Origin of the sequence: Paracoccus sp. Arc7-R13, from assembly GCF_004010775.1 — a bacterium.
Lineage (GTDB): Bacteria > Pseudomonadota > Alphaproteobacteria > Rhodobacterales > Rhodobacteraceae > Paracoccus > Paracoccus marcusii.
This window is the reverse complement of the sequence record NZ_CP034810.1, coordinates 3040880-3052357: the sequence shown is the minus strand read 5'-3', so window position 1 is coordinate 3052357 and position 11478 is coordinate 3040880. Positions and strand designations below refer to the sequence as shown.

Sequence of the window (11478 nt, the reverse complement as noted above, 5' to 3'; positions counted from 1 at the left end):
GGGCGCGCAGGGTGTGGGTCAGGGCCGCTTACTGCGGGATCTGGGCGGTGATGCCTTCGACGTAGAAGTTCATCGACTGCAGGTCAGCATCGCTGGCGGTCTCTCCCTCGGCCAGCCAGACGGTGCCGTCGGCCTTGTTCAGCGGCCCGGTGAAGGGGTGGTATTCGCCCGCGCCGATGGCGTCGCGCAGGGCCTCGGCCTCTGCCTTGACCTCGGCGGGGACGGCGTCGGTGATCTCTCCGATCACGACCTCTCCGTCACCGATGCCCGCCCAGCTGGACCCGCTTTCCCAGGTGCCGTCCAGCACCGCGCCGACGCGCTTGATGTAATAGGGCGACCATTCATCAATGATCGAGGCCACCCGCGGGCTGGGCTTGAACGCCGCCATGTCGCTGGCCTGACCGAAGCCGATGGCGCCGGCCTGCTGGGCCTGGGCCAGGGGCGCGGTCGAATCGGTGTGCTGCAGGATCACGTCCACGCCCTCGGCCAACAGCGCCGACGCGGCCTCGGCCTCCTTGGCGGGGTCGAACCAGCTGTAGGCCCAGACGACGCGCATCTCCACATCCGGGTTCACCTTGCGGGCATGGATGAAGCTGGAGTTGATGCCCTGGATCACCTCGGGGATCGGGAAGGACCCGATATAGCCGATCTTGTTCGATTCCGTCATGCGGCCCGCGATGGTGCCGATGACCGCCCGACCCTCGTAGAAGCGCGCGTCATAGGTCGCGACGTTCTCGGCGGTCTTGTAGCCGGTGGCATGTTCGAACTTGATGTCGGGAAACTTGGCCGCAACGTTCATCACCGGGTCCATGAAGCCGAAGCTGGTCGCGAAGATCAGCTCGTTCCCGGCCAGGGCCAGCTGGGTCAGGGCGCGTTCGGCGTCAGCGCCTTCCGGCACGCTCTCGATGAAGGTGGTCTCGACGCGGTCGCCGAACTCGCCCTCGACGGCCTGGCGGGCCAGGTCGTGCTGATAGGTCCAGCCGCCGTCACCCACGGGGCCCACATAGATGAAGCCGACCTTCAGCGGCTCGTCCTGGGCCATGGCCGGGGCGGCCATCGCGGTCATCAGGGCGGCGGCCGTGGCCAGAAGATGTCTGCGGTTCATGGTATCCCTCTTGGTTGGTATGGCCGCGGTTCTACCGCAGCGCGTGGAAGTTGGTCCCAAGCGAGCCGGGGGCAGCCGCCCCCGCGCGCCGCGAGTATTTCTGCCGGGCCGAGATGGCCACCAGCACGATGATGGTCGCCAGATAGGGCGCCATCGACAGCAGCTGCACCGGCACCTGCACGCCCGCCGCCTGCAGGCGCAGCTGCAGCACGGTAACGCCGCCGAAAAGCCAGGCCCCCGCCAGGACCCCCGCCGCCGTCCAGTTCGAGAAGACCACGATCGCCAGCGCGATCCAGCCCGCCCCGGCGGTCATCCCCTCGGTCCATTGCAGGACCGTCGCGATCGATATGAACGCCCCGCCGATCCCCGCCATCGCGCCGCCAAAGGCGATGGCCGCCAGACGGGTCAGGCGCACGTCATAGCCCAGGGCGTGGGCGGCCTCGTGGTTCTCTCCGACGCCGCGCAGGACCAGGCCGCGCCGGGTGCGGTTCAGGAACCACCAGACGACCGGCACCATCGCCAGCCCCAGCCACACGATCCAGTTGATGCGCAGCGGCCCGATCGGCATGGGCGGCGCCTTGACCCCTTCGAACGGCTTGCCGAACATCGCGGCCAGGCCCAGGCCGAACAGGGTCAGCGCCAGGCCCGATGCGACCTGGTTGGCCAGGAACAGCTGCGTCAGCGCCGCGAACAGCAGCGATATGGCCGCCCCCGCCACGGCCGCGACCAGAAACCCCAGAAACGGATTGCCGCTGGCATAGGCGGCGGCGAAACCGGCCAGTGCGCCGGTGATCATCATCCCCTCGACCCCCAGGTTCAGGACGCCCGCGCGTTCCACGACCAGTTCGCCCAGGGCGGCGAACAGGATCGGGGTCGAGGCCGAGATCAGCAGCAGGAAGACGGACAGGGGGTCGATCATGCGGTGCGCCTTCTGCGGATCTGATAGCGGGTCAGGACGTCGAAGCCCAACAGGAAGAACAGCAGCATCCCCTGGAACACCTGCACGGTCGCGGCGGGCAGCGACATGGTCAGCTGAGCCAGTTCGCCCCCGATATAGGTCAGCGCCAGCAGCAGTCCCGCCAGCAGGATGCCCACCGGGTGCAGCCGTCCCAGGAACGCCACGATGATCGCGGTGAAGCCGTATCCGACGCCCAGCTTGTCGGTGATCTGGCCCGCGGGGCCCGCGACCTCGAACAGGCCCGCGGCACCGGCCAGCGCGCCCGACAGGCCCAGGCAGAACGCGACCAGCGTCTGCGGCCGCACGCCCGCGAATCGCGCGGCGCGGGGCGCAGTGCCGGCGGCGCGGATGTGGAACCCGCGGATGTGGCGGCTCATCAGGAACCACGTGGCCAGGACCGCGGCGGCGGCGGCCACGACGCCCCAATGCGCGCCAGTTCCGGCGATCAGCTCGGGGTTCGCGGCCGAGGGGTATTGCTGCAGGTTGCGCGATCCGGGAAAGCCCATGCCCTGCGGGTTGCGCATCGGGCCGAACGCCATCCATGCAGCGATCCGCTGCGCGACATAGACCAGCATCAGCGACACCAGGATTTCCGATGCGCCGAACCAGTTCCTGAGCATCGCGGGGATCATGCCCCAGGCCCAGCCCCCGGCCAGTCCGGCCGCGACCATCAGCGGAAACAGCCACCACGCCTCCAGCGGGTAAAGCGCCAAGGCGACCGCGGCGCCGGTGATGCCGCCGATGATGTACTGCCCCTCGGCCCCGATGTTCCAGATGCCGGCGCGAAAGCCGATGGCCAGCCCGGAGGCGATCAGGATCAGCGGCGCGGCCTTGATCAGCAGCTGCGGCCGGGAATAGCCGGCGGCAGGGCCGAACAGCGGGTCCCAGAAGATCGTGCGGATCGCCGCGACCGGGTCATGCCCCAGCATCGCGAACAGCAGCCCGCCGGCGATCATCGTGGCCAGCACGGCCATGACCGGCGTCGCGACCTGCCAGCCGGTCGAGGCGCTTTGGCGCGGGATCAGCGTGATCATAGATGCGCCTCTTCCATGCCGTGCGCGCCGCCCAGCATCAGGCCGATGCGGTCCAGCGTCAGGCCGTCGGTGGGGACGGGGGGCGACAGGCGGCCTTCGTTCAGGGCGCAGAAACGGTCGGACAGTTCCAAAAGCTCATCCAGATCCTGAGAGATGACGATGACGCCCGCACCCTGGCGGGCCAGGTCCAGCAGCGATTGCCGCACACTGGCTGCCGCTCCCGCATCCACGCCCCAGGTGGGCTGGTTCACGACCAGCACGCGCGGGTTCTGCATGACCTCTCGGCCGATGACGAATTTCTGCAGGTTGCCGCCGGACAGGGCGCGGGCCGCGACATGGGGCCCGGGGGTGCGGACGTCGAACCCGTCGATCACCGCCAGCGCATAGTCGCGCGCGGCCTTGTGGTCGATCAGCCCGCCGCGGACCAGGGACTTGCGGCTGCCCGCGGTCAGCAGCGTGTTCTCGGTCAGGCTGAAATCGGGGACGGCGGCATGGCCCAGCCGGTCCTCGGGCGCGCTGAGCAGGCCCTTGACGCGGCGCGGTTCGGGGCCGGCGGGGGACAGGTCCGCGCCATCCAGCGTGACCGTGCCCGGCGCGCTGCGCACCTCGCCCGACAGGGCGGCCAACAGCTCCTCCTGGCCGTTGCCGGCGACGCCGCCGATGCCCAGGATCTCTCCGGCCCGCAGGGTCAGGGCGATGTCCTTCAGCGCGGTGCCCTCGGCATTGGGGGCGGGCTGGGACAGGGCGCGCACCTCCAGCAGGACGGCGCCGGGCTGGCGACCACTGCGGTCGATCTGGCGCATCTGGCCGCCGACCATCATCGCGGCCAGGTCGCGGGCGGAATGGGCGCGGGGATCGCAGCTGTCGACGACCTTGCCGTGCCGCAGGATCGTGGCGCGGTCGCAATGGCTGCGGATCTCGTCCAGCTTGTGGCTGATGTACAGGATCGCGGTGCCTTGCGCCGCCAGCTTGCGCAGGGTCGCGAACAGCAGCTCGGCCTCCTGCGGGGTCAGCACGCTGGTCGGCTCGTCCATGATCAACAGGCGCGGGTTCTGCAGCAGGCAGCGGATGATCTCGACCCGCTGGCGTTCGCCGGCCGACAGGGTGACGATGCGCCGCGCGGGGTTCAGCGGCAGGCCGAAATCATGGCTGACCTTGGTGATGCGCGCCGACAGTTCGCGCCGCGGCGGCGGATTCTCCATCCCCAGGGCGATGTTTTCGGCGACCGTCAGCGCGTCGAACAGGCTGAAATGCTGGAACACCATCGCGACGCCCGCTGCTCGCGCCGCCCGCGGATCGGAGGGCGCATGAGCGCCGTCGCCCAGCCACATCTGCCCGTCATCGGGACGCACCAGCCCATAGATCATCTTGACCAGCGTCGACTTGCCCGCGCCGTTCTCGCCCAGCAGGGCGTGGATCTCTCCGGGCATGACGTGGAACGACACGTCGTCATTGGCGCGGACGCCGGGATAGGACTTGCCCAGACCCCTGGCGCGGAACACGGGCATGTCGGTCAATTCTGTCCCCTTGGTCAAATTCCTGACCTGCTTAGACCGCAATTCGGCAGCCGCGCAATTGCACTGTTTGGTCACGCTGCGATACTGTCCCGATCATGGCCGCAAAATCCCCCCGATTCATCCATCTTCGCACACATTCCGAGCATTCGCTGCTGGAAGGTGCCATTCCCGTAGGCAAATTGCCAAGCCTTGCCTTCGAGGCGGGCATGCCGGCGGTCGCGCTGACCGACACGAACAACATGTTCGCCGCGCTGGAATTCAGCGTGAAGGCCCGCGACAAGGGCATCCAGCCCATTATCGGCTGTCAGGTGACACTGATGGCCGAGGCCACCGGGCCGGTCGTCCTTCTGGCACAGAACCAGGCGGGGTGGATGAACCTGATGGCGCTGTCCACCTGCCTCTATCTGCGCGAGGGCGGGGCGCTGCCGCATGTGACGGTCGACGAGCTGTGCGCCAAGGCCGAAGGGCTGATCTGCCTGACCGGGGGCGCGACGGGTCCCTTGGGCCTGCTGATCGCGCAGGGCCAGATGCCCAAGGCCGAGGCGCTGGCCGACCGGCTGGCGGCGTCCTTCGGCGACCGGCTCTATGTCGAACTGCAGCGCCATCCCGGCGAGAACGGCCAGCTGATGGCCGCCGAGGCCGCGTCCGAGGGCGGTCTGGTCGATCTGGCCTATGCTAAGGGTCTGCCGCTGGTGGCGACGAACGATGTCTATTTCCCCAAGACCACCATGTACGAGGCGCATGACGCGCTGATCTGCATCGCCGAGAAAGCCTATGTCGACCAGTCCCAGCCCCGTCGCCGCCTGACGCCCCAGCATTACTTCAAGTCCGCCGAAGAGATGGCGGTCCTGTTCGCCGACCTGCCCGAGGCGATCGAGAACACCGTCGAGATCGCCCGCCGCTGCGCCTTTGCGGTGTCCAAGCACGCGCCGATCCTGCCCAGGTTCGCCGATGACGAGGTGACCGAACTGCGTCGCCAGGCCCATGCCGGCCTGGCCGAGCGGCTGAAGGTCATTCCCCACGCGGTCACGGTCGAGGAATACACCGCGCGCCTGGATTTCGAACTGGGCATCATCGAGCAGATGGGTTTTCCCGGCTACTTCCTGATCGTGGCCGATTTCATCCACTGGGCCAAGGAACAGGGCATCCCGGTCGGACCAGGCCGCGGGTCGGGCGCCGGGTCGCTGGTCGCCTATGCGCTGACCATCACCGACCTTGATCCGCTGCGCTACAACCTGCTGTTCGAGCGGTTCCTGAACCCCGAACGGGTCAGCATGCCGGATTTCGACATCGACTTCTGCATGGACCGCCGCGAGGAGGTGATCCGTTACGTGCAGGGCAAGTACGGGGCCGACAAGGTGGGCCAGATCATCACCTTCGGCGCGCTTCTGTCCAAGGCTGCGGTGCGCGACGTGGGCCGCGTGCTGCAGCTGCCCTTCGGCCAGGTGGACCGCCTGTCCAAGATGATCCCGGTCGAGGGCGTGAAACCCGTCAGCATCGCCAAGGCCCGCGCCGACGAGCCGCGCCTGCGCGAGGCCGCGCGCGAGGAGGTGGTGGCCCGCCTGCTGGATTACGCCGAACAGCTGGAGGGGCTTTATCGCAACGCCTCGACCCACGCGGCGGGGGTGGTGATCGGCGATCGGCCGCTGGACCAGCTGGTGCCGCTCTATCGCGATCCGGCGTCCGACATGCCCGCGACCCAGTTCAACATGAAATGGGTCGAGCAGGCCGGCCTGGTCAAGTTCGACTTCCTGGGCCTTAAGACGCTGACGGTGATCCAGAATGCGGTCGACCTGATCAACGGGCAGGGCCGTCCGCTGCACATCGCCGCCGACGGGCGGCAGTTGTACGACCCCGCGCCGGGGACGGAAAACCAGATCAACCTGATCCCGCTGGACGACAAGGCCAGCTATGATTTGTTCGCCAGCGCGCGCACGGTCGCGGTGTTCCAGGTGGAATCCAGCGGCATGATGGACGCCCTGCGCCGCATGAAACCCACCTGCATCGAGGACATCGTGGCGCTGGTGGCGCTGTACCGTCCCGGCCCGATGGAGAACATCCCGACCTATTGCGAGGTCAAGAACGGCCTGCGCGACCTAGAATCGATCCACCCGACCATCGACGACATCCTGGCCGAGACCCAGGGCATCATCGTCTATCAGGAGCAGGTGATGCAGATCGCCCAGGTCATGGCGGGCTATTCGCTGGGCGGCGCCGACCTGCTGCGCCGGGCGATGGGCAAGAAGATCGCCGCGGAGATGGCCAAGGAGCGGCCCAAGTTCGTCAAGGGCGCGGTCGCCAACGGCGTGCCCGACAAGAAGGCCGGAGAGGTCTTCGACCTGCTGGAAAAGTTCGCCAACTACGGCTTCAACAAGTCGCACGCGGCCGCCTATGCCGTGGTCAGCTATCAGACCGCGTGGCTGAAGGCGAACCACCCGGTCGAATTCATGGCCGCGGTGATGAACTGCGACATCCACCTGACCGACAAGCTGGCCGTCTACAAACGCGAATGCGATCGGATGGGGATCGAGATCGTGCCGCCCTGCGTCAACCGCTCGGCGCCGACCTTCACCGTGGGGCCGGGGCGCATCCACTATGCCCTGGGCGCGCTGAAGGGCGTGGGCCTGGAGGCGATGCGCCTGATCCACGATGCGCGCGCGGACCAGCCGTTCCGCGACATCCACGACCTGGCACGGCGCACCGACATGAAGCGGGTGGGCAAGCGCCCGCTGGAGATGCTGGCCCGCGCCGGCGCCTTCGACGGACTGGACGACAACCGCGCCCGGGTGATGAAGTCCCTGGACGGGTTGGTCGCCTGGTCGGCGGCGGTCCAGAGCCAGGCCGCCTCCAGCCAGACGTCGCTGTTCGGGGGCGGAGAGGATCTGCCGCCGCCGCGTGCCCCCCTGTCGGGCATCTGGCTGCCGACCGAGAAGCTGGGAGAGGAGCACAAGGCCGTCGGATTCTATCTGTCCGGGCATCCGCTGGACGACTATCTGCCGGCCCTGCGCCGCAAGAAGGTGATGACCCTGGCCGAGATCAGCCAGGACGCGCTGAACGGCCCGCTGGTCGCCCAGATCGCGGGCACGGTCGCCGCGCGGATGGAGCGCAAGTCCGCCAAGGGCACTGCCTATGCCTTCGTCAGCCTGTCGGACCCCACGGGCCTGTATGAGGTCACGGTGTTCTCGGACCTGCTGACCGCAAGCCGCGACAAGCTGGAACCGGGCGCCAGCGTCGTGCTGCAGGTCAAGGTCGAGCCGTCGGGCGATCAGGTCAAGATGCTGGCCAATTCGGTCACCGCGCTGGAGGACGCCGTGGCCGACGCGGGTGCAGGCTGCCTTGCGGTCGAGATGCAGGGCGCCGACACGATCCCGCGCCTGGTCGAGGTGCTGACCCGCATCCGCACCGACATCATCGTGCCGCCCCGGTCGCGCGGCCCGATCCGCCTGCGCATCCGAGAGGGCGACGAGATCATCGAGATCGAGGTCGCCAACGACGCCCCCCTGACCACCCCCGCGCGCCAGGCGCTGCGCGCGGTGCCCGGCGTGCTGGACGTGGTCGAGGAGTGAGCCGGGCGTCTTCGTCGCTCGAATACCCATGGCCCGCCGCGGCATGCCCCTAGCCAGATGTTCGCGCTTCGTGCTAGCAATTGGAAAAAAGAGGGCAGCATGAAGGTCTTGGGTATCGATCCCGGTTTGCGGAACATGGGCTGGGGGATGATCGAGGTGGACGGATCGCGCATCCGTCACATCGCCAACGGCACCATCCATTCGGACTGCGCGCAGGATCTGGGCGCGCGGCTGTCGGTTCTGTTCCGGGGCCTGTGCGCGGTCATCGCGACCCATGCCCCCGACGAGGCCGCGGTCGAGCAGACCTTCGTCAACAAGGACGCGACCGGGACGTTGAAGCTGGGGCAGGCGCGGGGCGTGGCCCTGCTGGCGCCAGCCGAGGCCGGGATATCGGTCGGGGAATACGCGCCCAACGCGGTCAAGAAGACCGTCGTGGGCGTGGGTCACGCGGGCAAGGAGCAGGTCCAGCACATGGTGCGCATCCAGCTGCCCGGGGCGGTCTTCGACAGCGCGGACGCGGCGGATGCACTGGCCATCGCCATCTGTCACGCCCGTCATCTGCAGGGACGGTCGCTGCGGGTCGCCACGCCCAAGCGGGGCGCGGCATGATCGGGCGGATCGCGGGGGTCATCCTGCACCGGGCGCGCGATCACATGCTGATCGACGTGCGGGGCGTGGGATACATCGTGCATGTCAGCGAACGGACGGCGGCGGGGCTGCCGCCGGTGGGGCAGGCGGCGGCGCTGTATACCGAGCTGGTGGTGCGCGAGGATCTTTTGCAGCTGTTCGGATTTCCGACCATGCTGGACAAGGAGTGGCACCGGCTGCTGACGTCGGTCCAGGGGGTCGGTGCCAAGGTGTCGCTGGCGATCCTGAGCACGCTGGGCCCCGAGGGGCTGGGCCGGGCGATCGCGCTGGGGGACTGGGCGTCGGTTCGCAAGGCGAACGGGGTCGGTCCTAAGCTGGCGCAGCGGATCGTGCTGGAACTGAAGGACAAGGCGCCGTCGGTCATGGCCCTGGGCGGCGCGCTGACCATCGATGCGGGGGACGTTGCCGCGGGCGGTCATGCGGAGGAGCCGGGCGTCGAGCCCGGCCCCTCCGCGGCATCCGCGCGCGGTCGCGCCGATGCCCCCGGCCCCGCGACCGGCGCGCATCAGGGCCAGGCCATGGCGGATGCGCTGTCGGCGCTGACCAATCTGGGCTATGGTCCGTCCGAGGCGGCATCCGCCGTGGCCGAGGCGCAGGCGCGGGAACCGGCGGCGGCCATGCCCGCGTTGATCCGCGCGGCGCTGCGTCTGCTGGCGCCCAAGGACTGAACCGGAGGTCTGAACATGGCAGGAAACGTCAAGGTCTTCATGCTGATGGCGGCGCTGACCGCGCTGGTCATGGCCTTCGGCTGGATGCTGGGCGGATCGGGCGGTGCGGTGATGGCGCTGGTGATCGCGGGGGGCATGAACTTCTTCAGCTACTGGAACAGTGACAAGATGGTCCTGCGCCAGCAGGGGGCGGTCGAGTTGTCGCCCCAACAGGGGGCCGAACTGCACGCGATGACCGCGCGGCTGGCCGAGCGCGCGCAGATGCCCATGCCCAAGCTGTACCTGCTGCCGACCCAGCAGCCCAATGCCTTTGCCACCGGGCGCAATCCGCAGAACTCCGCCGTGGCGGTGACGCAGGGGCTGCTGAACCACCTGTCCGCAGACGAGATCGAGGGCGTGATCGCCCATGAGCTGGCCCATATTCGGCATCGCGACACGCTGACCATGACCGTCACCGCGACCATGGCCGGCGCCATCGCGATGATGGGGAACATGATGCTGTTCGCGGGCAACCGCGAGGGGCGGGGCGGCATGATCGGCGGCATTCTGGCGATGATCCTGGCGCCGATGGCCGCGATGATGGTGCAGATGGCGATCTCTCGTGCGCGGGAATACGAGGCGGATGCGACCGGCGCGCAGATCAGCGGCAAGCCGCGGGCGCTGGCCTCGGCCCTGAGTCGGATCGCGCAGGCGGCGGGGCGCAGCGTGAACCTGCCGGCCGAGAAGAACCCCGCCGCCGCGGCGATGTTCATCATCAACCCGCTGCACGCGATGCGGGCCGACCGGCTGTTCACCACCCACCCCCCGACCGAGGAGCGGATCGCCCGGCTGATGGCGATGGATGGCACGGCCCCGCGTGACCCGGCCCCCGCCGCAGGACCAAGCCGCATCCCCCGCACCGGCGCCGCGCCGCGCACGCCCTGGGGCCGCGGATGACCGGACCGGACCCTGACCTGCGCCCCGAAAAGCTGGACAGCGATGTCGAGGATCGCGCGTTGCGCCCGCAGAACCTGTCCGAATTCGTGGGCCAGGCCGAGGCGCGCGCGAACCTGAAGGTGTTCATCGAAAGCGCCAAGATGCGCGGCAAGGCGATGGACCACACGCTGTTCTTCGGCCCCCCGGGACTGGGCAAGACCACGCTGGCGCAGATAATGTCACGCGAACTGGGGGTGAACTTCCGCATGACATCCGGGCCGGTCATCGCGCGGGCGGGGGACCTGGCCGCGATCCTGACCAATCTCGAGGCGCGCGACGTCCTGTTCATCGACGAGATCCACCGCATGAACCCCGCGGTCGAAGAGATCCTGTACCCCGCGATGGAGGATTTCGAGCTGGATCTTGTGATCGGCGAGGGCCCGGCCGCACGCACCGTGCGGATCGAGCTGCAGCCCTTCACGCTGGTGGGGGCGACCACGCGGCTTGGCCTGCTGACCACGCCGCTGCGCGACCGGTTCGGCATTCCGACCCGGCTGCAGTTCTATGAGATCGCGGAACTGGACCTGATCGTGCAGCGCGGCGCGCGGCTGATGGGGATCAGCGCCGATCCCGAAGGCACGCTGGAGATCGCGCGCCGCGCCCGCGGCACGCCCCGCATCGCGGGCCGGCTGCTGCGCCGCGTGGTCGATTTCGCGCTGGTGGAGGGGAACGGCCGCCTGACGCGCGAGATCGCCGATATCGCGTTGAACCGGCTGGGGGTGGACGATCTGGGCCTGGACGGGGCCGACCGGCGGTACCTGACGCAGATGGCGCAGCATTACGCGGGCGGACCCGTGGGGGTCGAGACGCTGTCCGCCGCCCTGTCCGAGAGCCGCGACGCCATCGAGGAGGTGATCGAGCCCTATCTGCTGCAGCAGGGCTTGGTCGCGCGCACCCCACGCGGGCGCATGCTGACCCAGGGGGCCTGGCGCCATCTGGGCCTGGACATGCCGGTCCCCACCGGTCAGGCGACGCTGTTCGACGTCTGATTGCGGACGGGACCGATC

At 68.7% G+C, this 11478-nt stretch carries 9 protein-coding genes; 5 read left to right on the top strand and 4 right to left on the bottom strand.

The features are described from left to right. Positions 1-28: 28 nt before the first annotated feature. Genes EOJ32_RS15165 through EOJ32_RS15150 form a run of 4 tightly spaced genes read right to left on the bottom strand, consistent with a single transcriptional unit; the run spans position 29 to position 4605 of the window. Positions 29-1105 carry a BMP family ABC transporter substrate-binding protein gene (locus EOJ32_RS15165; protein ID WP_127899110.1) on the bottom strand — a complete coding sequence of 359 codons (1077 nt, stop codon included), beginning with the start codon at positions 1103-1105 and terminating at the stop codon, positions 29-31. A gap of 31 nt (positions 1106-1136) precedes the next feature. Then, positions 1137-2024, bottom strand: coding sequence for an ABC transporter permease (locus EOJ32_RS15160; RefSeq protein WP_045981450.1), 888 nt, complete (start codon positions 2022-2024; stop codon positions 1137-1139). Then, complete coding sequence (locus EOJ32_RS15155; protein ID WP_046001368.1) at positions 2021-3097, bottom strand: ABC transporter permease; 1077 nt, start codon at positions 3095-3097, stop codon at positions 2021-2023. The genes EOJ32_RS15160 and EOJ32_RS15155 overlap by 4 nt, the downstream gene beginning before the upstream one ends. Continuing rightward, positions 3094-4605, bottom strand: a complete 1512-nt coding sequence (locus EOJ32_RS15150) for an ABC transporter ATP-binding protein (protein ID WP_205963222.1) — start codon at positions 4603-4605, stop codon at positions 3094-3096. The genes EOJ32_RS15155 and EOJ32_RS15150 overlap by 4 nt, the downstream gene beginning before the upstream one ends. A gap of 104 nt (positions 4606-4709) precedes the next feature. Here EOJ32_RS15150 and dnaE point away from each other — a divergent pair, with 104 nt between their 5' ends. The 5 genes from dnaE to ruvB all read left to right on the top strand — a co-directional run bounded on the left by dnaE (position 4710) and on the right by ruvB (position 11460). Next, positions 4710-8180 (top strand): DNA polymerase III subunit alpha, encoded by a 3471-nt coding sequence (gene dnaE, locus EOJ32_RS15145; RefSeq protein WP_046001370.1) that lies wholly within the window; start codon positions 4710-4712, stop codon positions 8178-8180. Between the two features lie 99 nt (positions 8181-8279). After that, positions 8280-8789 (top strand): crossover junction endodeoxyribonuclease RuvC, encoded by a 510-nt coding sequence (gene ruvC, locus EOJ32_RS15140; RefSeq protein WP_127899108.1) that lies wholly within the window; start codon positions 8280-8282, stop codon positions 8787-8789. Continuing rightward, positions 8786-9496 carry a Holliday junction branch migration protein RuvA gene (gene ruvA / locus EOJ32_RS15135; RefSeq protein WP_127899107.1) on the top strand — a complete coding sequence of 237 codons (711 nt, stop codon included), beginning with the start codon at positions 8786-8788 and terminating at the stop codon, positions 9494-9496. The genes ruvC and ruvA overlap by 4 nt, the downstream gene beginning before the upstream one ends. Positions 9497-9511: 15 nt before the next feature. Continuing rightward, positions 9512-10432, top strand: coding sequence for a zinc metalloprotease HtpX (gene htpX, locus EOJ32_RS15130; RefSeq protein WP_127899106.1), 921 nt, complete (start codon positions 9512-9514; stop codon positions 10430-10432). Beyond that, a complete protein-coding gene (gene ruvB / locus EOJ32_RS15125; RefSeq protein WP_045981457.1) occupies positions 10429-11460 on the top strand; it encodes a Holliday junction branch migration DNA helicase RuvB in 1032 nt (343 codons plus the stop codon). Before htpX ends, ruvB begins: the two co-directional genes overlap by 4 nt. Positions 11461-11478 lie beyond the last annotated feature (18 nt).

Coding starts and splice junctions, on each gene's coding strand:
- EOJ32_RS15165 (WP_127899110.1), bottom strand. CDS start 1,105: ATGAACCGCAGACATCTTCTGGCCACGGCCGCCGCCCTGATGACCGCG.
- EOJ32_RS15160 (WP_045981450.1), bottom strand. CDS start 2,024: ATGATCGACCCCCTGTCCGTCTTCCTGCTGCTGATCTCGGCCTCGACC.
- EOJ32_RS15155 (WP_046001368.1), bottom strand. CDS start 3,097: ATGATCACGCTGATCCCGCGCCAAAGCGCCTCGACCGGCTGGCAGGTC.
- EOJ32_RS15150 (WP_205963222.1), bottom strand. CDS start 4,605: ATGCCCGTGTTCCGCGCCAGGGGTCTGGGCAAGTCCTATCCCGGCGTC.
- dnaE (WP_046001370.1), top strand. CDS start 4,710: ATGGCCGCAAAATCCCCCCGATTCATCCATCTTCGCACACATTCCGAG.
- ruvC (WP_127899108.1), top strand. CDS start 8,280: ATGAAGGTCTTGGGTATCGATCCCGGTTTGCGGAACATGGGCTGGGGG.
- ruvA (WP_127899107.1), top strand. CDS start 8,786: ATGATCGGGCGGATCGCGGGGGTCATCCTGCACCGGGCGCGCGATCAC.
- htpX (WP_127899106.1), top strand. CDS start 9,512: ATGGCAGGAAACGTCAAGGTCTTCATGCTGATGGCGGCGCTGACCGCG.
- ruvB (WP_045981457.1), top strand. CDS start 10,429: ATGACCGGACCGGACCCTGACCTGCGCCCCGAAAAGCTGGACAGCGAT.